At 73.6% G+C, this 22,059-nt stretch carries 17 protein-coding genes and 1 pseudogene; 11 read left to right on the forward strand and 7 right to left on the reverse strand.

Translation table 11 applies throughout. The features are described from left to right. Nucleotides 1-117: 117 nt before the first annotated feature. Complete coding sequence (locus tag ABD347_RS26650; protein WP_344365931.1) at nt 118-1,251, forward strand: C40 family peptidase; 1,134 nt, start codon at nt 118-120, stop codon at nt 1,249-1,251. A gap of 226 nt (nt 1,252-1,477) precedes the next feature. Here the strand turns inward: ABD347_RS26650 and ABD347_RS26655 are convergent, their stop codons facing one another. Beyond that, on the reverse strand, nt 1,478-2,893 hold the full coding sequence (locus ABD347_RS26655) for an aminotransferase-like domain-containing protein (protein WP_344365932.1): 1,416 nt from the start codon (nt 2,891-2,893) through the stop codon (nt 1,478-1,480). Here ABD347_RS26655 and ABD347_RS26660 point away from each other — a divergent pair. Then, a complete protein-coding gene (locus tag ABD347_RS26660) occupies nt 2,892-3,830 on the forward strand; it encodes a DMT family transporter (RefSeq protein ID WP_344365935.1) in 939 nt (312 codons plus the stop codon). The two genes, ABD347_RS26655 and ABD347_RS26660, sit on opposite strands and share 2 nt — an antisense overlap. A gap of 155 nt (nt 3,831-3,985) precedes the next feature. Here the strand turns inward: ABD347_RS26660 and ABD347_RS26665 are convergent, their stop codons facing one another. The 6 genes from ABD347_RS26665 to ABD347_RS26690 all read right to left on the reverse strand — a co-directional run bounded on the left by ABD347_RS26665 (nt 3,986) and on the right by ABD347_RS26690 (nt 10,410). Beyond that, nucleotides 3,986-4,306, reverse strand: a complete 321-nt coding sequence (locus ABD347_RS26665; RefSeq protein ID WP_344365937.1) for a DUF6191 domain-containing protein — start codon at nt 4,304-4,306, stop codon at nt 3,986-3,988. A gap of 321 nt (nt 4,307-4,627) precedes the next feature. Further along, a complete protein-coding gene (locus ABD347_RS26670; protein WP_344365939.1) occupies nt 4,628-5,863 on the reverse strand; it encodes a styrene monooxygenase/indole monooxygenase family protein in 1,236 nt (411 codons plus the stop codon). An 18-nt stretch (nt 5,864-5,881) separates the two neighbouring features. Then, entirely contained in the window at nt 5,882-6,499 is a 618-nt protein-coding gene (locus tag ABD347_RS26675) for a GTP-binding protein (RefSeq protein WP_344365941.1), read from the reverse strand. Further along, nucleotides 6,480-6,890 carry a DUF742 domain-containing protein gene (locus tag ABD347_RS26680; RefSeq protein WP_344365942.1) on the reverse strand — a complete coding sequence of 137 codons (411 nt, stop codon included), beginning with the start codon at nt 6,888-6,890 and terminating at the stop codon, nt 6,480-6,482. Before ABD347_RS26680 ends, ABD347_RS26675 begins: the two co-directional genes overlap by 20 nt. Then, on the reverse strand, nt 6,887-7,396 hold the full coding sequence (locus ABD347_RS26685; protein WP_344365943.1) for a roadblock/LC7 domain-containing protein: 510 nt from the start codon (nt 7,394-7,396) through the stop codon (nt 6,887-6,889). Before ABD347_RS26685 ends, ABD347_RS26680 begins: the two co-directional genes overlap by 4 nt. After that, nucleotides 7,393-10,410 (reverse strand): sensor histidine kinase, encoded by a 3,018-nt coding sequence (locus ABD347_RS26690; protein WP_344365944.1) that lies wholly within the window; start codon nt 10,408-10,410, stop codon nt 7,393-7,395. Before ABD347_RS26690 ends, ABD347_RS26685 begins: the two co-directional genes overlap by 4 nt. A gap of 357 nt (nt 10,411-10,767) precedes the next feature. Between ABD347_RS26690 and ABD347_RS26695 the strand changes: the two genes are divergently transcribed. The 9 genes and pseudogenes from ABD347_RS26695 to ABD347_RS26735 form a co-directional block, all read left to right on the forward strand. Next, nucleotides 10,768-11,544, forward strand: coding sequence for a hypothetical protein (locus ABD347_RS26695; protein ID WP_344365946.1), 777 nt, complete (start codon nt 10,768-10,770; stop codon nt 11,542-11,544). 660 nt (nt 11,545-12,204) lie between these two features. Beyond that, entirely contained in the window at nt 12,205-13,791 is a 1,587-nt protein-coding gene (locus ABD347_RS26700) for an alpha/beta fold hydrolase (RefSeq protein WP_344365947.1), read from the forward strand. A 22-nt stretch (nt 13,792-13,813) separates the two neighbouring features. Next, nucleotides 13,814-13,981 (forward strand): hypothetical protein, encoded by a 168-nt coding sequence (locus tag ABD347_RS26705; protein ID WP_344365948.1) that lies wholly within the window; start codon nt 13,814-13,816, stop codon nt 13,979-13,981. A 32-nt stretch (nt 13,982-14,013) separates the two neighbouring features. Beyond that, a complete protein-coding gene (locus ABD347_RS26710; protein WP_344365950.1) occupies nt 14,014-14,628 on the forward strand; it encodes a hypothetical protein in 615 nt (204 codons plus the stop codon). Between the two features lies 1 nt (nt 14,629). Then, entirely contained in the window at nt 14,630-16,048 is a 1,419-nt protein-coding gene (locus ABD347_RS26715; protein WP_344365951.1) for a wax ester/triacylglycerol synthase domain-containing protein, read from the forward strand. A gap of 193 nt (nt 16,049-16,241) precedes the next feature. Continuing rightward, nucleotides 16,242-16,688 carry a response regulator transcription factor gene (locus ABD347_RS26720; protein WP_344365953.1) on the forward strand — a complete coding sequence of 149 codons (447 nt, stop codon included), beginning with the start codon at nt 16,242-16,244 and terminating at the stop codon, nt 16,686-16,688. Nucleotides 16,689-16,728: 40 nt separating this feature from the next. After that, entirely contained in the window at nt 16,729-18,348 is a 1,620-nt protein-coding gene (locus ABD347_RS26725) for a PfaD family polyunsaturated fatty acid/polyketide biosynthesis protein (protein WP_344365956.1), read from the forward strand. A 184-nt stretch (nt 18,349-18,532) separates the two neighbouring features. Next, nucleotides 18,533-21,487, forward strand: coding sequence for a beta-ketoacyl synthase N-terminal-like domain-containing protein (locus tag ABD347_RS26730; protein ID WP_344365958.1), 2,955 nt, complete (start codon nt 18,533-18,535; stop codon nt 21,485-21,487). Next, nucleotides 21,484-22,059 (forward strand): annotated as a pseudogene (locus ABD347_RS26735) (hypothetical protein); the annotation flags it as partial. The gene ABD347_RS26730 and the pseudogene ABD347_RS26735, both read left to right, overlap by 4 nt.

Below are 22,059 nucleotides of genomic sequence, written 5' to 3' on the forward strand. Positions count from 1 at the left end.
CGGGCTGCCGGTCGAGTAGCCAGAACGGGTGACCCTGTGGGGACGTTCCCCCCACTCAGGTACTTAATACGCTTGTCATACCATTCACCGCCCCATGATGAGGGCGGAGGTGATGACATGTCACGAAGACTGCTGCGGACCGTGTGCGCGGCCGCGTTGCTGGCCGCGCTGCCCACCGCGCCCGCGGCCGCCGCGCCCGAACCGGTTGACTCGTCCACCGAACCGGCCGGCTCGTCCAGCGTGCCGGAGCTGCTCGCGCAGTTGCGCACGCTGTACCAGCAGGCGGAGGAGGCGACCGAGACGTACAACGCCACCGAGGAGGAGCTGAAGGCACTCACCGCCGAGACCAGGAAGCTCACCGGTGACCTCGCCCGGACCCGTGACTCCCTCGCCCGCGCCCGGATGGAGGCCGGCCGGCTGGCGCGGGCCCAGTACCAGGGCCGTACCGACTTCTCCTCCTCCCTGAGGCTGCTGCTCGCCCGGGACCCCGACCACGCGCTGGACCAGCACCATGTGCTCCGCCGCGCGGCCCGCGAACGGGCGGCGACCGTGGCCCGGCTGGAGAAGGGCGAGAAGCGGGCGGACCAGCTCGCGACAGCCTCCCGCGAGGCGTTGGACCGGGAGCAGACGCTGGCCGAGCAGCGGAAGAAGGCCCGCGACGAGGTGACGGCACGGCTGAAGGACGTCGAGGAGACCCTCGCCACGCTGTCGGACGAGGAGGTCGAGGAGCTGGCCGCCCTGGAGGAGGCGGAGATGGCGGACGCCCAGCGCGAACTCCTCGCCACCGGCGAGCTGGAAGGCACCCGCGCCCCCTCCGAACTGGGCGACGAGGCCCTGTCGTACGCCGTCGAACAGATCGGGAAACCGTACGTGTGGGGCGCCGAGGGTCCGGAGTCCTTCGACTGCTCGGGCCTCACGTCCCAGGCGTGGGCGAAGGCCGGCCGCCCCATCCCCCGCACCAGCCAGGAGCAGTGGCGCACCCTCCCCAAGGTGCCGCTGCGCTCCCTGCGCCCCGGCGACCTGGTGGTCTACTTCCCCAGGGCCACACACGTGGCGATCTACGTGGGTGACGGTCTGGTGATCCAGGCCCCGCGCCCCGGCGCCCGGGTCAAGGTCTCCCCGATCGCCGCGAACCCCCTCCTCGGCGCGGTCCGCCCCGACCCCAAGGCCCGCTCCCTGCGCTCCTACACCCCGCCCGAGCTGCCCACCGGCGCGGCGGGCGGCTCGGACGAGGGGTACGACCAGGGGTGACGGCGCGACCCGGCCGTGGCTCGCCGGGCCGGAGCCACCGCTCACGGTCCGGTGACGGCCGCTTCCCGGCACAACGGGCACCGGCCCTTCCCGTCCCGCCTTTCCCACCCGCAGGCCCCGGGTGAGAGCGACCGGCCCTCCAGCTTTTCGCGTACCGTGACGCGACCGGGTAGGCCCAGACCGTGGAGATGTCAGACGCCGGCCCCACGAGTCACCGCGACCGCGCCTACCTCGCTTGCTGCGCCGCGAGTGCCTGTCCGAGGGCGCGGGCCCCCTCGGGGAAGGCGCCGGGGTTCGGGCCGGAGTAGTTGAGGCGGAGGAACGCCCCGGTCGGTTCGGCGGGGAACCACGCGTTGCCGTCGGCGATGATCAGCCCGGCGGTCTCGCAGTCCCGTACGAGACGGGCCAGGTCGGTGGTGTCCGGCAGCCGCACCCACAGGTTCAGCCCGCCCCGGGGGACGGCTTCGAGGGCGGCGGCCGGCACGTGCTCGTGGAGCGCGCCGATGAGCAGGTCGCGGCGGGCGGCGAGCTGGTGGCGCACGTTCCGCAGGTGGGTGCGCCAGGCGGGCTGGGTGACCACGTCGAGCGCGACGGCTTGCAGGATGCCACTGACGTACATGGATTCGGCCTGGGCGTCGGCGAGGATCCGCTCGCGGACGGGGCCACGGGCGGTGATCGCGGCGACGCGGACGGCCGGGGAGACGCTCTTGGTGAGGGAGCGCAGGTAGATGATGTGCCCGCTGTCGTCCCGGGCGGCGACCGGGACCGGGTCGGTGTCGATGCCGAAGTCGTGCGCCCAGTCGTCCTCGATGAGGAACGCGCCGTACGCGCGGACGATGCCGACGACCCGGTCGGCCAGGCCGGGCGACCAGCGGGCGCCGGTGGGGTTGGCGAAGTTGGGCTGGGCGTAGAACGCGCGCGCTCCGGTCTGCTCGAACGCCCGCGCCAACTCGTCCGGATCGGGGCCGTCCGCTCCGCTGGGGACCGGTACGACCCGCACGCCGGCCGACGCGGCGGCGAGGATCGCGCCCCAGTAGGTGGGCGACTCCATCAGCAGCGGGCGGCCCGCGCCGACCACCGCCCGGAAAGCGGTGCTGAGCCCGCTCTGGCTGCCGGGGACGACGACGACGTCGCTCGGTGCCGGGGGCGCCGTCCCCAGCGGCATCGCGCTGCCGAGTTCGGTCGCGAACCAGGCCTGCAACCCGGGCAGCCCGGCGGCCGGCGGACGGCTCACGGTGGCATCGCCGCGCGCCGCGCGGGTGAACGCGGCACGGACCAGGCGCTCGGGCAGCAGATCCCGGTCCGGGTAGCCCGAGTGCAGCGCGATCACGTCGTTCGGGAAGGTCCGCAGCGCGCGGGAGAGTTCCGGGACGCGGTGCCGCGGCGCCCCGAGCGCCGCCGTCTGCCACCCGTAGTCGTTGGGCCGGGCCACACGGACCGTCCGGACGAAGGTCCCCACACCGGGCCGGCTCTCCACCACTCCCCGGGCCGCCAGGGTGCGCAGCGCCTTCTGCACGGTCACCGGGCTGGCCCCGTACCGGGCCACCAGCGACCGGGTGGAGGGCAGCTTGGCGCCCGGTGCGGCGGTCGCGATCCACTCCCCGAGGTCGGCGACGATCCGCGCACTGCTACTGTTATCCATGAGAAACAATAGTAGCGCTACTCTTACCGCCGCTCCCGCGCTATCCAGCGTTCGGACCGGCCTCTGGTGGGGCCTGCTGGGTGTGGCGGCGTTCTCGTTCACCGTCCCGTTCACCCGGGTGGCCGTCGCGGGCGGTGGCCTCTCCCCGCTGTTCGTCGGCTCCGGCCGGGCGGTGATCGCCGCGCTGCTCGCCGCCGCCGCGCTGGCCGTCACCCGGCAGCGGCTGCCGCGCGGTGTCCAGTGGGCCCGTCTGGCGGTCGTCGCCGGCGGTGTGGTCGTCGGCTTCCCCGTCCTGACCTCCTACGCGCTGACCACCGCCTCGGCCGGGCACAGTGCCGTGGTGATCGCGCTCCTGCCGGCCGCGACCGCGGTCCTGGCGGTCCTCCGCGGCCACGAACGCCCCCCGGTCCGGTTCTGGGCCATGGCGGCGGTCGGCGCGACCGCGGCGGTCGGGTTCGCCTCGCTGCGGGGCGGCGGTTTCGGCGGCCTCCACTGGTCCGATCTGCTCCTGCTCGGCGCCGTCCTCGCGGCCGGCACCGGCTACGCGGAGGGCGGGCTCCTCGCCCGTGAGCTGGGCGCCTGGCAGACCATCTCCTGGGCGCTGGTGCTCTCCGCGCCCCTGATGATCGCCCTCACCGCCTTCTCCGTGGCCCAGCACCCCCCGACCGGCTCCCCGACCGAGTGGGCCGCGTTCGCCTACCTCGGCGTGGTGAGCATGTTCCTCGGCTTCTTCGCCTGGTACCGCGGCCTGGCCATCGGCCCGATGGCGCAGGTCAGCCAAGTACAGCTCGTGCAACCCGTGATGACCATCTGCTGGGCCGCGCTGCTCCTGCACGAGCCGATCACCTGGCCCACCGTCCTCGGCGGCCTCACCGTGATCGCCTCCGCGGCCGTCGCCGTCCGGGTGCGCCTGGGACGTACGTCCGGCGTGAAGTAGGGCGCGCTACCGCGCTGTGACGGGGGCGGCGACCGCCACGCGTGGTGCCCGTGCCGGTCGCGGCCGTCATCGAGGTCACCCTCAAGGACGTCAAGGCGGCCAACAGGTCCACCCGCTTGGCCTGCTCTGCATGGTCCGGCTGTGATGGAGGCCTGTTACTGATCGGCCTGAGAGATCCGGACGACCGCGGTCCCTGCCTCCAGGTCTACCGCTGTTCGGTTCGGTGGCGCCCCGTCTTCCTCGTCATCCCTCATCACCAGTGCTGACTGCCGCTCCTTGAGTTCGTTCTGCTTCCCGGGTGAGAAGCTCGCGTGGAGCTGCTCGAACCCGGTCGCCGATATCTGACCCTGCCGGACGCTGTTCCGCCAGGGCAGCAGCCCCGCCCGTCCGGCGCGGAGAAGCAGTTGATCCGCGAAGGCCGCGACTGTCAGCAGGATGACCAGTCCGGGCAGGGTCATGAGGACGGCGAATTCCATGCCCTCAGTATCCGAAGCAAGGGTGACGGAGGAGTACAGGCAGTGTCCGATGGGTCGGGCGACTCGTGCTCCGGTGGAGCGTTTCGGCCGACGTGGGGCGGGGGTGATCTTTCGGATGAGGAGTGGGTTCGGCTGGAACCGCGTCTGTCCGCGTGCGTGATCCCGGCCGCGGCGAGGGTGTCGCCCCAGTCGCGTGAGCGGAAGCAGAAGGCTGCGTGGGGCCACCGCCCGTATCGGCAGCTCTTCGGGGGCTGACGGCTGAACGGACAGGTGCCCCCCGGCCGGGCGGGGCTGGGGGGCACCTGCACGTCAGAGGAGTGGTCAGGCTCCGGTGACCGAGGCGAGGTACGCGGACGTCTTCTCCGGGTCGTAGAAGAAGTTCTCGAAGTCCGCCGGGTTGTTAAAGCCGTTCGCGAAGCGGTCCGCCACCGGCTGGAGCTGGCCGGCCGCGCCGATGAGGTTGAGGACGTGCTCCGGGGGGACGCCGAGCATGGCGTTGGTCCACTTGGTGACGTGCTGGGCGGTGTCCCAGTAGCGGTCGAAGGTCTGCCGCATCCAGGGCTCGTCGAACGGCTGGTCGCCGTGTTCCACGATGGTCGCCAGGTACGAGGCGGCGCACTTGGAGGCGGAGTTGGAGCCCTGGCCGGTGATCGGGTCGTTGGCGACGACGACGTCCGCGACGCCGAGGACCAGGCCGCCGCCGGGGAGCCGGCCGACGGGGTTGCGGACCGTGGGGGCGTACCGGCCGGAGAGGGTGCCGTTGGCGTCGGTCAGTTCCGCCTTGGTCGCCCGCGCGTACTCCCAGGGCAGGAACTTCTCCATCAGCTTCAGCGTGAGCGCCAGGTGCTCGGCGGGGTCCTTGACGCCCTGGAAGACGTCCAGCGGGCCGCCCGGGACGCCTTCCCAGAAGAGGATGTCGGCGCGGCCGGAGGTGGTGAGGGTGGGCATGATGAACATCTCGCCGACCCCCGGCACCAGGTTGCAGCGGACCGCCTCGACGTCCGGGTGCTCGGGGCGCGGGCCGAGCCCGTGGACGTACGCGACGGCCAGCGCGCGCTGCGGCTCGCTGTACGGGGAACGGGACGCGTCCCGGCCGAACATCGACACCAGTTCGCCCTTGCCGGCGGAGACCAGCACCAGGTCATAGGTGCGGGAGAAGTAGTCCAGGTCGGAGACCGCCGCGCCGTGGATGACGAGCTGGCCGCCGCGCTGCGCGAACGTCTCCATCCAGCCGGCCATCTTCACGCGCTGGTCGACGGACTGGGCGTACCCGTCGAGCGTGCCGAGCCAGTCGACCACCCGCTGCGACTCCGGTCCGGCGACGGAGACTCCGAGGCCCCGGATCTTCGGGGCCTGCGACTCCCAGAAGTTGATGCCCAGGTCCCGCTCGTGCTGGAGCGCCGTGTGGAACATGCACTGCGTGGACATCACCCGGCCGGCCCGGATCTCGTCCGCCGTGCGGTTGGACATCAGGGTGACCTCGTACCCCTGGGACTGGAGTCCGAGGGCGAGCTGGAGACCGGACTGCCCGGCTCCGACGATGAGTATCTTCCGCATCGAGGAGTCTCTTCTTCCTTACTCAGGGGTGATTTCGAGGGCCCGGGCGACGAGCGCCAGCAACGACTCGACCACGGTGATCCGGTTCCGGGCATCCATGATCACGATCGGTACGTCCTTGGGCACCGTGAGCGCCTCGCGCACGTCCTCGGCCTCGAACCGCTCGCTCCCCTCGAAGTGGTTGACCGCCACGACGTAGGGCAGCCCGCAGCTCTCGAAGTAGTCCAGCGCCGGGAAGCAGTCGGTGAGCCGCCGGGTGTCGGCCATGACGACCGCGCCGATCGCCCCGCGCACCAGGTCGTCCCACATGAACCAGAACCGCTGTTGTCCCGGCGTACCGAAGAGGTACAGCACCAGGTCGTCGTCGAGCGTGATGCGCCCGAAGTCCATGGCGACGGTGGTGGTGAGCTTCTCGGGCGTCGCGGATAGGTCGTCGGTGTCCTCGCTCGCCTGCGTCATCAGCGCTTCGGTCTGCAAGGGCGTGATTTCGGAGACGGACCCGACGAAGGTCGTCTTGCCGACGCCGAAGCCGCCCGCGACCACGACCTTCGTCGCGATGGGCGCGCGGGTGTGGTCGAGCTGCCAGGCCTGGGCCTCGGGCTCGTCCAGCGGCGTCTCAGAGACGGCGGAGACCACTCAGCACCCTTTCGAGCAGTGCGCGGTCGGGCTGGCCGGTCGCGTGACCGGTGCCGTACACGCGGATTCTTCCCTGGTCGGCCAGGTCGCTGAGCAGCACCCGGACCACCCCCAGGGGCATCTTCAGCAGCGCCGATATCTCGGCCACCGTACGCATCCGGCGGCATATCTCGACGATGGCCCGCATTTCGGGCATGACACGGGAGGCGAGACCGCCGTTCGCCAGCTCCTTGCGTTCCTCGGGCGCTTCGAGCGCGGCGACGAACGTCTCGACGAGCAGGACGTGGCCGAAGCGCGTGCGGCCGCCGGTGAGCGAGTAGGGCCGGACGCGGGCGGGCCGCCGCCCGCCGCCCCGGACCGGCAGCCGGCCGGCGGCGGATGCGGAGGTCATTCGGCGCTCTCCATCGACTTGCGCAGCTCGCTGCGGAGTTCGGGTGTGAGTACGTGTCCGGCGCGGCCCACGAAGAGCGCCATGTGGTACGCGACGACGCTCATGTCGCAGTCGGGTGTGGCGTGCACACCCAGGAGGGAGCCGTCGCTGATCGACATGACGAAGACGCTGCCCTCCTCCATCGCGACCATCGTCTGCTTGACGTCGCCGCCGTCCATGAGCTTCGCGGCGCCGATGGTGAGGCTGCCGATGCCGGAGACGATGGTGGCGAGGTCGGCGGCCGCCCCGCGCGGCCCGTCGGAACGGGTTCCGTCCGCCGCGGCCTTGCCCTTGCGGTCCGCCGGGTCGGAGGAGAGCAGCAGCAGCCCGTCGGACGAGACGACCGCTACGGAACGTACCCCTGGCACCTCCTCGACGAGATTCCCGAGCAGCCAGTGCAGGTTCCTGGCCTCACTGCTCAGTCCGAACGTTGCGGTGCCGGTGGTACTGCCGGTCGTCGCAGTCAACTCCGTGCCTCCTCGACTGTGTCCCCCGTCTCTTCGGTACGTACCGCTTCCGTCTGCTGGGTGCTCTCGGCCATCTCGGCCTCGGCGTCGCGGCGGCCGTGCAGGGCGCCCTGGTGGAACCCGCCGAGCCGGCGCCGCAGCGCCTCGGCGTCGACCCCGCGCGTGCGCCCGGCGGGCGGCGTGGCGACCTCGACGACCTTGGGCGTCCGCTTGGGCAGGCCCTTGTCGGTCACCCGCTCCCACTTGGGCTCGTGGGCGCGGGACGCGGCGGCGGCCTCGTCGTCCTCGGGTACGCCCGCCCGCGCGTGCGCCTCCGGAGTGGTTTCCGGCTCGGACTCGGACTCCGGCTCGGACTCGGACTCCGGCTCGGACTCCGACTCCGGCTCGCGCGGGGCGCGGACCTGAAGGGTCATCTCGGGTCCGGGCGGCGTGGGGGTGCGGTCGTCGGACGCTTCGTGGGCGGCGGACGCGTCGCGGTCCTCGTGCGGCGCGTCGTGTGCCGCGTGGGCGGCGGGTGCCTCGTGCGCGTCCGGCCCGTCCGGTACATCCGGCTCGTCCGGTACGGGCGTGACCGGCGCCGCTACGTCCGGCGCGGTCGCGTCGGTCGTGCCCGGCGCGTCGGTCGTGTCGGGCGCGTCGGAGCCGGGGGCCTCGTCAGCGGGGACCTCGTCCGCCGGGGCGTTCGCGGCGTCGGAGGTGGCGCGGAGCGTGGCCTCGGCGGCGGCGACCAGGGGGTCGGGGGCCGTACGGGCGCCGGGCAGGGAGTTGGAGTTGGCCTCCGCGACCGAACCCGGCAGGTTCAGCGCGGGGGCGGTCCCGGCCGGGGTGACCGACGGGGGCAGGGCGCTCGACGGTGCCTCGGGCAGCAGGGCGGAGGGGAGCACGACGACCGCCGTCACACCGCCCTGCTTGTGCTCCCGCAGCTGCACGCGCACCCCGTGCCGTGCCGCGAGGAGCGCGGTCACCCGGATGCCGAGGCCCTCGCCGTCCCGGTCGGCCCCGGACTCGCCCTCCGGGTCGGCTAGGCGGGCGTTCAGCTCCGCGAGCCGGCCCTCCGTCATCCCTATGCCCTCGTCCTCGACGGAGAGCATCACCTCGCCGCTCTCCAGCAGCCAGCCGGAGAGTTGGACCTTCGCCTCCGGCGGCGAGAACGACGTGGCGTTCTCCAGCAGCTCGGCGAGCAGGTGGCTGAGGTCGTCGGCGGCGAACCCGGCCACGTGGGCGTGCGGCGGCAGCGACTGGATGGTGACCCGCTCGTACCGCTCGATCTCGCTGACGGCGGCGCGCAGCACGTCGACCAGCGGGACCGGGCCCTGGTGGGCGTGGTTGTGCTCGTGGCCGGCGAGGACCAGCAGGTTCTCGCTGTGCCGCCGCATGACCGTGGCCATGTGGTCGAGCTTGAAGAGGGTGCCGAGCCGCTCCGGGTCCTGCTCGCGCTCCTCCAGCTTCTCGATGACGGCGAGCTGCCGCTCGACGAGTCCGAGGGTACGGAGGGAGAGGTTGACGAACGTGTGGTGGACGCTGCTCCGCAGCGCCTCGAGTTCGGCGCCGAGCTCGGCGGTCCGCTCCCGCAGCTCGGTGCGCCGGCCGGCGAGCTCGGCGGCGAGGGCCTCGCGCGCGGCGACGGCGTCCGTGCGCTCGGCGTCCAGCCGCTCGGCGCGGGCGCCGAGGTCGCGCAGCCTGCCGTGCAGGGTGTTGAGGGAGCGTACGACCTGGGCGAACTCGTCGTTGCGGCCGGTGAACCGGACCGGCTCCTCCGTCTCGGGCGACTCCGCGAGGCGGGCGGCGCCGATGCGGAGGACGGCCAGGGGCCGGGTGAGGGTACGGGCGACGGCGGTCGACACGCCGATCGCGATGAGCAGGCAGCCGCCGAGGAGCGCGATGCGCAGTTCGAGCGCGGTGACGTCGTCGTCGCGCAGCTGCTCCATGCGCCGCACCTCGTCGGTGGCGAGGGAGGACTCGACGCCCCGCATCTGCTCGATACGGGCGGTGAGGGTCGCCCGGAGCTTGGCCGGGTCGGTCCTTCGGTCGTCGTCGGACAGCTCGGGGCTGTCGGTGAGCCGCGTGAGGTACGTCTCGGCGCTCTTGACCTCGGGCCCGGTGACCGTGGCGCCGAGGGAGTCGCGTGCGGCGGGCGGGGCGGCCTGGTCGAAGTCGGCGAGGGCGGCCTGTTCGCGTACGCGGGCCTTTTGCGCGGCGGCGCTGAGGGCGCCGCGCGTGCGGTCGGCCGCGTCCCCGGCGGGGTCCTCCGGCTCGACGTACCGGCCGGTGACCGGGTCGTAGACGAGCCCGGTGTTCTCCTTGCCGGGTACGGCGAGGGCGCCGATGAGCAGGCCGCGGGTGGCGGAGGCCTGGTCGACGGCGCGGCCGAGCTCGGTGAGGGCGCGGGTGCCGGCGCCCGCGTCGGTGGCGCGGGCGGGGGTCTTGTCGGCGAGTTCGGCGGACAGGTCCTGGAGCTTGGCGATGACGTCGGTGTACGCCCGGTGGGCCTCCATGGCGGTGCCCTTGCCGGTGAGGGCGGAGCGCCGGACGGCGGGGAGGGCGGCGAGATCGCGGCGGAGGGCGGCGGGGGCCTCGGCGTGGATCTCGTCGATCTGCCGGTCGACGCGGGCGCGGTGGGCGGCGTCGATGCCGGGAGCGCCCGTGCCGGGGCCCTTGTCGGCGTCCTGTGCGTCGCCGCCCCGGGTGTCGTCGGCCCGGGTGTCGTCGGCCCGGGTGTCGTCGTTCCCGGCGCCTCGTCCGGCGGCGACGTACGCGGTGACCTCGTCGCGCTCGTCCGCGAGGGAGTGCGCGAGGGTGACCGCCTGCCGGTTGAGCTCGGCGAGGGTCACGAGCCGCTGGGAGTCGTTGAGGTCGCCGGAGGCGGTGAGGACGGCCGGGGCGCCCGCCCCTATGACGGTGATGCCGACCAGCGCGACACCGGTGACGAGCCGGCTGCGTACGCGTACGCGGCGGCCGCCCGGTGCCTGGGGGTCGCCGGGAGTCTCACTGCGCTTCTGCACCGGTGCTCGCATTCTTGAACTCGTCCGCCCATGAAGCAGAGGTGACGACCGGTCACGTGTGCGAACAGCCCCCCAACCCCTGGTACGGCCTCGACCATCCCAGCGCCGTTGTTGAAGGGGACACACGTCGGCCACTCCGCCACCTGAACGAGTGAACAACACTCCTGACAGGGCGAACAACTCTCCCGGGCGGGCGCCGCGGGGGCCTGGGAAGGTACGGGTTGAAAGATCTACGCGGGCTTTGGCAGGATGCCCGCCCGCATCTTGCCGGAGGGCCGGGTTCCTGCGCTTCCCGGCAATCTGACCTGCCGGTACGGGCCAAGTCCCGGCTTCTGTGGGCGGTGTGAAGAAGTCATGCAGACTGGGCCCATGCAGAGCGAGATCTCCTCCGTCCCGGGCTCGCCGGAAAGCGCCAACGAGGACTGGGCTTCCGTGGCGGTTCCCTCGTCCGGCCAGGGAGGCGCACTGGTGGTGCTCGACGGGGTCACGCCCCCGATCGACGACGACGGTTGTGTGCACTCGGTGCCCTGGTTCACCGCCAGACTCGGCGGCGCGCTGACCGAACTGTCCGGTTCCCGCCCGGACCTGACGCTGACCGAGGTCCTGTCGGAGGCGATCCGGCGCACCGCGCTCGCCCACCGCGACACGTGTGACCTTTCTCACGTACGTACGCCCCAGGCGACGGTGGTCCTGGCCCGGTGGAACGCGGTGGACGTCGAGTACCTGGTGCTCTCCGACTCGGTACTGCTGCTCCGGTCGCCGGAGGGGGTGGTACGGGCGGTGGTGGACGACCGGCTCGACCGGCTGCCGCCCGGCTCGCTGGCGTCCCACGCGATCGCGGACGCGACCGTGCGGAACAAGGAGGGCGGCTTCTACACGGCGGCCGCCGACCCGTCGGTGGCGGTCCGCGCGGTCACGGGCCGGGTGCCGGCGGCCGAGGTGCGGGCGCTGGTCGCCATGACGGACGGGGCGACCCGCTGGACGGAGGTGTTCGGCATGGGCGACTGGGCCGACTGCTTCGCGGTGGTGGACAAGGAGGGCCCGCGCGGCCTGATCGCCCGGGTACGGGAGCTGGAGGCGTCGCCCTCGTACGCGTACCGCTGGAAGCGGCACGACGACGCGACGGTGGTGCGCGTCGAGGTGTAGGCGGGGTCCGGCCGAGGACCCGGCGGGGACCGGCCGAGGAGTGGGCCCCCGTCGGCCTGCCCCCGGCGATCCGCCGGTCCTCCGCACGGACGGCCTCGTCAGGGCCAGGCGCAGCCCCACCGGCGGCCGGCCGGACGTCCTCCTCGGCCGTCGTCCCGGTGAACCCCACGGGTCTCGGGCGGGGAACCGCGGCCTGTTGCTCCGCGGCCCTGCCCCCCCGACGACCACGACCACGACCACGACGACGCACCTCCTCATCGCCCGCACCCGGAAGCCGGTCCAGGCCCTGCCGGTCCTGGTTCCGACTCCGGGCCCGGTCCCGGTTCTGACTCCGAACCCGGTTCTGGCCCCGGACCCGGTTCTGGCCTGCCGGGACCTACTCCTCCCGCGTGATCCGCAGCGGACCGGAGGAAGCCCGGCAAAGCGTTCTGGCATATTCTTCCGTAATTGGCATTCTCCACCGCTCCGCCGTCGCGGACCGGAATGCGATTGAGGCCAAATAATCCGGGTGCTCGGCAATGGCCCGGCCAAACGGGACTACTTCGTACCCAGCCGAAGGTACTCATTGCCGCCCCGTCCGCCCCGGTCCTACCGTCGATGAGTCGGACGAAATGGTCGACCGCCCCGGACGACCATCATCTTTCCCGTTGAGGAATCCACATGCCGCAAGTCCCTCGGTTCGTGCTGCCCGCACCACCCGAATTCCCCGTCTCATCCCCTCAGCCGGCGGTACGCCAGCGGCGCCACTGTGTGACGGCCGCGGACGGCGTCTCACTGGAGGTGGTGGTGTACGACGTGGAGCGGGCGGGCGAACCGCAGCCGGAGTCGCGGCCGGTGGTCGTCCTCCCGGCGAGCTGGGCGGCGTCGGGCAGGGACTTCTCCAGCATGCTCACCTGGCTCGCGAGTTCGGGCTACGTCACGGTCGGCTACACACCCCGCGGGTTCAACGGGTCCGGGGGCATGGTGGGCGCCGCCGGTCCCACGGACGTGTCGGACTTCCGTGCCGTGCTCGACTGGCTCCTCGCCACCGTCGCCGCCGCCGACCCCAAGCGGGTCGCGGCCGTCGGACTGTCCTACGGCGCGGGGATCAGCCTGCTGGCCGCGGCGGAGGACGACCGCGTCACGGCGGTGGTCGCCATGAACGGCTGGGCCGATCTGTACGAGGCGCTCGCGGCCGGGGACACGCCCCGGCTGCTGGGTGCGGCCCTGCTCAGTTCGGGTCTGCTGCGCGGCCGGGCCGAGCCGTCGTTCGTCCGGGCCATACTCCGCTTCTACAGCGGCCTGCAACACGACGAGCTGAAACGCTGGTCCGCGCGCCGGTCCGCCTCCTCGTGCCTGGAGCGGCTCAACGCCCGGCCGGTGTCCGTGCTGCTGTCGGCCAGTTGGAACGACACGGTCCTGCGCCCCGACCAAGTGGTGGACTTCCACACGGCCCTGACCGGCAGGTCCGTGCTGCTCCTGCATCCCGACGACCACCCGGTCGTGCCCCTCGCCCAGCTCTCCACCGCCTCGGGCCGCGCGGTGTGGCAGTACGCGCGGGCCTGGCTGGACCACGAGATGCGCGGCATGACGACCGGGGTGGAGGGTGACGGCCCTGTGGTGGTCCTGCGTGAGAGCGGCCTCGAAGACCGTGAACCGCTGGCCGCGCTGCCCTCGCGGCCCCCCACCCGCTTCGGGCTCGGTCCCCCGCGGCTGCTGTCGTACGGCCGCGCCGCCGGCCGAGGGGGCGCCTGGCGGAGCCGGCTCCTCAGTGGAGTGCCCACCGGGGCGACCGACCGGGTGCCGCTGGTGACGCAGCTGATGGAGCGGGTCCTCGGCCCGATGCCCGCCGTCTGGTTCCCCCTGGTCCCGGGGTTCGCCGCCGCACGCTGGACGACGGACCCGTTCACCGACGCGCAACGGCTGCGGGGCGCTCCGTACGTGCGTCTGCGCGTCGGCTGCCCCGCCCGGCAGGTGACGCTGACCGCCCATCTGTACGAGGTCGGCCCGGCGGGCGTCGGCAGGCTGATCAGCCAGGGCGCGGCGACCGTGAACACCGGCGGTCGCTGCCCGACATCGGTGACCGTACGGCTGCGCACCACCGTGCGGGACGTCGCCGCGGGGCATCGCGTCGGCCTGGTGATCGGCAGCCACGACCCCACCTGCGCCAACCGGACGCCTCCGCTGCGCCGCCTCACCCTGCACTCGCTGGACGCGGAACCCGCCTTCCTGTCACTCCCGCTCCACGACGCGCCCGACGCCGACTGAGCGGTGCCGGAAAGGCGACACGATGTTTCTTCGCGGACGCTCCCCGATGTTCTGGCTGCTGTTCACCATCACGCTTTACCTGATTCTCACCGTCCCCCTCGATTTCGCCTTCTTCCTCAGGGACACCACCGCAGCCCTGCTGAACTTTCTCCAGTCTTTCAAGTCCTTCTTCATCACCGCGCGCTCCTGACGCGTGAAATGATTCCGACCCAGGGATTCGCCTTGACTTTCCGCCAGATGCTCACCGCTCTCGTCGCCGCTTTCGCCGGCCTGCTGACGGCCTGGACCTACCGGATCCAGCATCCGCTGCCGCCGCCTTCGCCCCCGCCCCCGTTGTCCGTCACGGTGGGCGTCCCCTCCGGCCCGGCCGTCACCCCGGCGGTGCCCGGAGTCCGGCCGCCGGAAGCGCCCGGCCGTGGGACGGTCGCCGCATCGCCCCTGCGCACGGCGCCCTCGCCGGCGGTGCCGAGCCCCGGCTCCTCCCCGTCCGCCGCGACGGACACCGCGGGACCGGACACCAGCACCCCGACGTCCGCGTCGTCCGGCCACCCGTCGGCGCCACCGCTGCTCGGCGAGTGTGCGCCGCCGCCCCCCACGGCGACCGACTCCCCGCCGCCCGCGGCGACCGGTTCCCCGTCCGCCACGGCGACCGGCTCCCCGCCGCCCGCGGCGACCGGCTCCCCGCCGCCCGCGGCGACCGGCTCCCCGTCCGCCACGGCGACCGGCTCCCACCCGGCCGACCGGCCCGCGTCGCCCTCCGCCGGACCCGGCGGCGAGCCGCGCACCGTCCTGCCGCTGTGGCAGGCGCCCATGGCCGGCCGGGACCAGGAGCGCTGAGATGCGAGCACCTGACCAGTCCCGCGCCCTGAGCACCTCCGAAGCCGTGCTGTGGCGTACCGAGAGTCCGGCCCTGCGGCTGCCGGTGATCGCCATGCTCACCCTCGACACCTCCCCCGACTGGGCGCGGCTGCGCCGGGCGGTCCAGCGGCTCCTGCACGGAAACGCCCTGCTCCGGTCCCGTCCGGCGGAGCCCGCCCTGGGCGTCGGCCGGCCCCGCTGGGCGCCGGTGCGGGACCTCGACCTCTCCTGCCACCTGCGCCGGGTGCGCCTGCCGGCGCCGTACGACCCCGACCACGCGGTGGAACTGGCCCGGACGATGGCGATGACCCCCTTCGACCCCTCCCGGCCGTTGTGGGAGGTGGTGCTCGGGCTGACGGCGGACGACGGGGAGGCCGTCCTGCTGTGCAAGATGCACCACGCGATCGCCGACGGTTTCTCCGCGCTGCGGATGCTCGCCGCGCTCTGCGAAGAGCACTCGCCCGGGGAGCACTCGTCCGAGGATCCCGCGCAGGTGCCGCTGCGGGTCGTGCCGGCCCCGGCCCAGGACGGCCCGCTCGACACGGGCCCCGGCCGCTGCACGCCGGCCGGTCTGGTCGGCGCCGCCCTCTCCGGTGCCCGGTCGCTCGCGGGAGCGGTGACCGACCGCCCACTGTCCCTCGCCGCCCCGCTGCTCGGCACGGCCGCGCGTACCACGGCCCTCCTGCGGAGCTCGGCGTCCGCGCTGTTCCCTCCGGCCCCGCCCTCCCCGGTGCTGCGCGGCAGGTCCACGAGCCGCACCCTGCGGATCATGGAAGTGCCCCGCGAGGCACTGCGTGACGCCGGCCGGCTGGTCGGCGGAACCACCCACGACGCGTACCTCACCGGTGTACTCGGCGGGCTCCGCCACTACCAGACGGCGCTGGGCACGGGCTCCCGCAGTGTGCCCATGGCCGTCGCGGTGGCCCTGCCCCCCAAGGGCGCGGCGGACGGTTCGAACCGCTTCTCCGGTCTGCGCATGGCCGGTCCGGTCGGCGAGCCCGACCCCCTGCTCCGGCTGCGGGCGGTGCACGCCGCCGTGCGCGCCGCGCGGGCCACCCCGCCCGTCGACCCGGACGGACTGGGCCCGCTGTCCCGCCTGTTGGCCTCGGCGCCGGCACCCTGCGTACGGCTGCTCGCGGGTCACCTGGCGGCCGACGACGTGCACTGCACCTACGTACCGGGACCGGAGCGCTCCCTGTCTCTCGCGGGCACCGGCGTACGCCGTCTTCATCCCTTCGCCCCCGTTGTGAACTGCGCTTTGTCCGTCGCCATGTTTTCGTACGACGGGACGTGCGCCATTGGTATGAACATGGACTCCGCCGCCGTACGGCAACCGGATCTGTTGCACAGTTCACTCGTGACCGGTTTCGAAGAGGTGACCTCTCTCGTGCGGTCCTGACCACCCGCGAACAACCACCTCGCTTCTCAGACGCGCCACCGCCACCCGCCAGGCTCTCCGCCGCATGGCGCCCGGCGCCGAGTCTCCGAGAAAGACGTGATCGGCCTTGCCCCACAGCCGTTATTGCTCGAGCACTCAGAACCCGCCGTGCGCGTCCGACTGCGCGGAGCACCAGGCGCACGCGGAAAGCCACGTGTTGCTGCTCACCGCTCTGGAGCTCATGGAACGCATCAGCCAGGCCCACACCCGAGCCCTGGCGCTTCTACGGAAAGCCTCCGACCTGCGATCGACCGGATACGCCTCGCAAACCGGTGGCGCCGGCCCGGCGGCGCCCCAGGGGCCGCCTCCGCAACGGCCCGCGGCCGAGGACGACACCGACCCGCAGGACACCGGCCCGCAGGACACCGACGACGTGACGGTCCGGCTGAGCCGCCAGGAGCAGCGTGTGCTGCGGCTCGTGAGCCATGGCATGTCGAACCGCTCCATCGCCCGCGAGCTGCGGCTCTCGGAGCAGACCATCAAGAACTACCTCTCAAGCGCCTTCCGGAAGCTGGGCGTCAACAGCCGCACCGAGGCCGCCTTCTACATGCTGCGCGCCCAGAGCGACCTGCCGACGGCCCCGGAGCAGGCCAGTCCCTGAACCCACCGCACCACCAGCGGCACGATTCCTCGGAGCAGAGATGACCTCCGTCCCTTCCTCCCTCCCCCGGGCGCTGCCCGACCAGCGGTCCGGCGACCCCGACTTCTCGCCCACGGGCGCCGAACTGGCAGCCCACTCGCCCAGGTCCCCGATACAGGTGGTACGCAGGGACGCGGACGGCGCGCGCGGAGTGCTCCTGCCCGCGTCCACAGGCGGCCCCGCCCCCCGCGCCGAAGCGGGCTGGAGCCCCGAGGGCCTGCTGCCCGGCATCTACCCGGAGTGGCTCGGGGACCCGTCGTTCCGCGCCGCGCACGGTCTGCGGTTCCCCTACGTCGTCGGGGAGATGGCCAACGGCATCGCGACCACCACGATGGTCGCGGCGGCGGCACGCACCGGCATGCTCGGTGTGTTCGGCGCGGCGGGTCTCGCCCCCGACCAGGTTCGGCGGGCGGTGACCGAGCTGCGCCGGCAACTGGGAACGGGACCGGGCTGGGCCGTCAACCTCATCCACTCCCCCGGCGAGCGGGGCATGGAGAACGCGGTCGCCGACATCCTGCTCGCCCAGGGCGTCCGCACCGTCTCGGTGTCCGCGTTCATGGAACTGACGCCCGCGGTGGTGCGCCTGGCACTGACCGGAGTGCGACGGCTGCCGGACGGGTCGGTGCACCGGCCGGTCCGGGTGATGGCGAAGGTGTCCCGTCCGGAGACCGCCCGTGCCTTCATGTCTCCCGCTCCCCCGGAGCTGGTGCGCGCGCTGGTGCGGGACGGCCTCCTCGGCCGCGAGGAGGCGCTCCTCGCCGACCGCCTGCCGGTCGCCGAGGACATCACCGCCGAGGCGGACAGCGGGGGTCACACCGACAACCGGCCGCTGCCCGCCCTGCTGCCCCGGCTGTTCGCGCTGCGCGACGAGATCGCGGGGCGGCACGGCTACCCGGTGCGGGTCGGGGCCGCCGGCGGGCTCGGCACCCCCCAGGCGCTCGCCGCCGCCTTCGCGGCCGGTGCCGCCTACGTGGTGACGGGCTCGGTCAACCAGACCGCGACCGAGGCCGGCGTGTGCGAGGAGGCCCGCGAGATGCTCGCCGGCGCCGACCTGGCCGACACCGTGATGGCGCCGTCGGCCGACATGTTCGAGCTGGGCGTGAAGGTGCAGGTGCTGGGCCGGGGCACCATGTTCGCGCACCGGGCGCACTTCCTGTACCGGCTGTACGAGCGGTACCAGAGCCTGGACGACCTCCCCGAGGCGCCCCGCCGCAGGCTGGAGCGGGAGGTTCTGCGTGCCTCGGTCGACGAGGTGTGGCGGGAGACCGAACGGTTCTGGGCGGCCCGTGACCCCCGCGAGGTCGAACGGGCCGAGGCGGACCCCCGGCACCGGATGGCCCTGCTGTTCCGCTGGTACCTGGGGCAGTCGAGCCGGTGGGCCATCACGGGCGACGGGCAGCGGCGCACCGACTTCCAGTTGTGGTGCGGTCCGGCCATGGGGGCGTTCAACCACTGGGTCGCCGGGAGCTTCCTGGCCGACACCCGCGCGCGCTCGGTCGCGCAGATCGGCCTGAACCTGCTGGAGGGGGCCACCGTCGTCACCCGTGCCCAGCAACTGCGCGCCGCGGGCCTGCCGGTGCCGGCCTCCGCCTTCGCCTTCACCCCTCGCCCCCTCGCCTGACGCCCCCTCCCGGCGCCCCCTCGCCTGACACCCCCCTCCCGGCACCCTCCCGGCGCCCCCTCGCCTGACACCCCCCTCCCGGCACCCTCCCGGCGCCCCGGGCCCCGTGACGACTCCGGAGCCGCGGTGCCGCCTCTCGCCCGGGACACCGGGCCCATTCGTCCAGCACCCTCAGGAGATCGGCATGCCCATGCCTCCCACCACCCCCTGCCCACCCGGGCCGCTCGACGTGGCCGTCGTCGGCATCGGCGCGCTCCTGCCCGGCTCGCACACCGTCGAGGGCTTCTGGCGCAACCTCGTAGGCGGCCGCGACCTGCTGCGGGACGTGCCGTCGTCCCACTGGCTCATCGAGGACTACTACGACCCCGACCCCGCCGCGCCCGACCGTACCTACGCCAAGCGCGGGGCGTTCCTCGACCCGGTGGACTTCGACCCGCTCGCCTACGGCCTCCCGCCGAACACCCTGCCGGCCACCGACACCACCCAGTTGCTGTCCCTGGTGGCCGCCGAACAGGCGCTGATCGACGCCACCGGCGGCGACCTCGCCCGTATGGACCGGGAACGGGTGGGGGTCATCCTCGGCACCTCCAGCCTGGAGCTGCTCTTCGACATGGCCTGCCGGCTCCAGCGCCCGGTGTGGCTGAAGGCCCTGCGCGACGGCGGGATCGGCGAGGAACAGGCCGGCCTGCTGTGCGAGCGGATCGCCGCCCAGTACGTGCCCTGGCAGGAGGCCACCTTCCCCGGGCTGCTCAGCAACGTCGTGGCCGGCCGCATCGCGAACCGCTTCGGTCTCCAGGGTCCGAACTGCACCGTGGACGCGGCGTGCGCCGGGTCCCTGGCGGCGCTCTCCTCCGCCGTGGCGGAACTGCAACTGGGGCGGTGCGACACGGTCCTCACCGGAGGCGCGGACACGCTGAACGGCATCGCGATGTACCTGTGCTTCAGCAAGACGCCCGCCCTGTCGCCGTCGGGTGACTGCCGTCCCTTCTCCGCCGACGCCGACGGCACCATGCTCGGTGAGGGCATCGTGATGTTCGCGCTGCGCCGTCTCGCCGACGCAGAACGGGACGGCAACCGGGTGTACGCGGTGCTGAAGGGTCTCGGATCCTCGTCCGACGGCGCCGGCGGCGCCATCTACGCCCCCGTGCCGTCGGGTCAGGAACTCGCGCTCCGCCGCGCCTACGAACAGGCGGGGTACGGACCGTCGACCGTCGAGCTGGTCGAGGGACACGGGACCGGCACGAAGGCGGGGGACACCGCGGAGACCACCGCCCTGCTGAACGTGTTCGCGGCGGACGGCGGTGTCGGTGACGGACCGTGGTGCGCCCTCGGCTCGGTCAAGTCACAGATCGGGCACACCAAGTCGGCGGCGGGCGCCGCGGGGCTGCTGAAGGCCGTCCTCGCCCTGCACCAGCGGGTGCTGCCCCCCACCATCAAGGTGGACCGCCCCCACCTGTCCCTCGCCACCGCCGCCAGCCCGCTCTACGTCAACACCGAACCGCGGCCCTGGGTGCGTGACTCCGTCCATCCCCGGCGCGCCTCCGTCTCCAGCTTCGGTTTCGGCGGCAGCAACTTCCACGTCACCGCTGAGGAGTACCGTCCGGCCGCCGGCCGGACGCGGGCGCCCAGGGCGCGCGACGCGGAGGCGGAGCTGCTCCTGCTCGGTGCCGACTCCCCGGACGGACTGGCGGCGGCGGCCCGCCGGCTGGCGGAGGCCGAGCGGCCCCTGAGCGACACGGCCCGGGCCACACAGCAGGACTTCGACGCCGCGCGACCGTACCGCCTCGCCGTGATGGCCGGCACCGCCGAGGAAGCCGCCGGACGGCTGCGCGCCGCGGCCGCGCGGATCGTCCGGGACCCCGGACTGCCGATCACCGACCCGTGCCGCACCCGGTACGCCGGCCCGTCCCACGGCGGCCGGATCGCGTTCCTGTTCTCCGGTCAGGGCAGCCAGTACGTCGGCATGGGAGCCGGTCTCGCCCTGCGCGTCCCCGAGGCGCAGGAGGTGTGGGACGGGGCCGCCGACTGGGGCGGGGAACTCGGCCTGGCACCCCACCGGGTGGTCTTCCCGCCCCCGGCCTTCGGCGAGACCGCGCGCCGGGCACAGGAGGACGTGCTGGCCGCCACGGAGAACGCCCAGCCCGCGCTGGCCGTCCAGAGCCTCGCCCAGCTCGCCGTGCTCGGCCTGCTCGGGGTGACCCCGCACTGCACCGCCGGGCACAGCTTCGGGGAGCTGGTGGCCCTGCACGCGGCCGGCGTGTACGACGCGCGGACCCTGTTCCGGCTGGCGGCCCGGCGCGGCGAACTGATGGCCCGGGCCGCCGCCGGCAGCCCCGGCGGAATGCTGGCGGTGACCTGCGCGGGCGAGCGGATGGGGCGGATCCTCGGCTCCACACCGCCCGACGGCCTGTGGCTGGCGGCGCACAACGCGCCCGACCAGGTGGTGCTGGCCGGCGCGGCGGAGGCGGTGCGACGCGCGGAGCGCGAGTTCGCCGCGCAGTCCGTGGTCACGACCCGGCTGAGGACGTCGGCGGCCTTCCACAGCCCCGCCGTCGCCGGCGCCGCCGAGCCCTTCGACGCCTTCCTCGACCTGACCTCCATGAACGGCCCGGCGTGCGACGTCTGGTCCAACGTCACGGCGCGGCGCTACCCGTCCGAGCCCGCGGCCGTACGGGAGCTGCTGGGCGCGCAGATGACGGCACCGGTGCGCTTCGCCGACCAGATCCAGGCGATGTACGACGACGGGGTCCGCGTCTTCCTCGAGGTGGGCGCGGGCACCGCCCTCAGCGGCCTCGTCACCCGGGCGCTGGGGTCCCGGCCGCATCTCGCGGTGCCCTGCGACCGGCCCGGCACCGACGCGTTCACCGTCCTGCACGACGCGCTCGCCGCCCTCGCGGTGCACGCCGCCCGGCCCATCGACTTCGCGGCGCTGTGGAAGTACCACGCGCCCGTCCCGACCACGCAAAGGAGGAAACCCAGGATGAGTCTGCCCATCTCCGGCAGCAACGTCGGCCGCCTCTACCCGCCCGCACGGGCCGCGGACGCCGGTCCACCCGCCGCGGCACCGGCACCGCCGGTCACCGCCGCACCCCCGGCGCGCCCCAGCGCCCTCGCCCACCAGGAAAGGACAGCGGAATGACCCAGTCCCAGCAGGATCCCGGCGCCCCCGGCGCACCCGACGCCCCCGCCGCGAGCGGAGCGCACCGAGGCGGCGCACACGCCGCTCCCCCACCGCCGGAACCGGCCGGGTCCGGCCGGCAGGAAGCGCTGCACCTGCTGCGCCAGGCGCAGCAGCAGACCGCCGAACGCCACGCCGAGCACCAGCGCATGACGGCACAGAGCCATCTGGCCTATCTGAACGCGGCCCAGGTCTCCCTGGCCGCCCTGGCGAGGGCCGCCCAGGAGGACGCGGCGGACGTGCCGGCCGGGACACCCGGCGCACCGGCCGACGCGAGCCGCGAGGCGCCTCCGCGGGACGCGGCCGCCCTCCCGGCACCACCGACCGCCATGCCGCACTGCCCGCCGCTCCCCGGACAGGCGGCCGTCCCCGGCGCGCCCGGGACCACCGCGCCGGTCACCGACGTTCCGCGGACCGCTCCGTCCGCCGTCGCACCGGCCGGCGACGGCCCGGCGCCCGGCGGCCCCGCCGCCTTCGCACCGGCGCCCGCGGCCGCCGACGCCCCGTTCGCCGCGTCCGCCGCCCCGGCGGGC

The sequence above is a fragment of the Streptomyces gobitricini genome, from assembly GCF_039532985.1.
Classification (GTDB): domain Bacteria; phylum Actinomycetota; class Actinomycetes; order Streptomycetales; family Streptomycetaceae; genus Streptomyces; species Streptomyces gobitricini.

Excerpts from the sequence above, each read along its gene's own strand:
- ABD347_RS26650 (WP_344365931.1), top strand. The coding sequence starts at position 118 with ATGTCACGAAGACTGCTGCGGACCGTGTGCGCGGCCGCGTTGCTGGCC.
- ABD347_RS26660 (WP_344365935.1), top strand. The coding sequence starts at position 2,892 with ATGAGAAACAATAGTAGCGCTACTCTTACCGCCGCTCCCGCGCTATCC.
- ABD347_RS26655 (WP_344365932.1), bottom strand. The coding sequence starts at position 2,893 with ATGGATAACAGTAGCAGTGCGCGGATCGTCGCCGACCTCGGGGAGTGG.
- ABD347_RS26665 (WP_344365937.1), bottom strand. The coding sequence starts at position 4,306 with ATGGAATTCGCCGTCCTCATGACCCTGCCCGGACTGGTCATCCTGCTG.
- ABD347_RS26670 (WP_344365939.1), bottom strand. The coding sequence starts at position 5,863 with ATGCGGAAGATACTCATCGTCGGAGCCGGGCAGTCCGGTCTCCAGCTC.
- ABD347_RS26680 (WP_344365942.1), bottom strand. The coding sequence starts at position 6,890 with ATGACCTCCGCATCCGCCGCCGGCCGGCTGCCGGTCCGGGGCGGCGGG.
- ABD347_RS26690 (WP_344365944.1), bottom strand. The coding sequence starts at position 10,410 with ATGCGAGCACCGGTGCAGAAGCGCAGTGAGACTCCCGGCGACCCCCAG.
- ABD347_RS26695 (WP_344365946.1), top strand. The coding sequence starts at position 10,768 with ATGCAGAGCGAGATCTCCTCCGTCCCGGGCTCGCCGGAAAGCGCCAAC.
- ABD347_RS26700 (WP_344365947.1), top strand. The coding sequence starts at position 12,205 with ATGCCGCAAGTCCCTCGGTTCGTGCTGCCCGCACCACCCGAATTCCCC.
- ABD347_RS26705 (WP_344365948.1), top strand. The coding sequence starts at position 13,814 with ATGTTTCTTCGCGGACGCTCCCCGATGTTCTGGCTGCTGTTCACCATC.
- ABD347_RS26715 (WP_344365951.1), top strand. The coding sequence starts at position 14,630 with ATGCGAGCACCTGACCAGTCCCGCGCCCTGAGCACCTCCGAAGCCGTG.
- ABD347_RS26725 (WP_344365956.1), top strand. The coding sequence starts at position 16,729 with ATGACCTCCGTCCCTTCCTCCCTCCCCCGGGCGCTGCCCGACCAGCGG.
- ABD347_RS26730 (WP_344365958.1), top strand. The coding sequence starts at position 18,533 with ATGCCCATGCCTCCCACCACCCCCTGCCCACCCGGGCCGCTCGACGTG.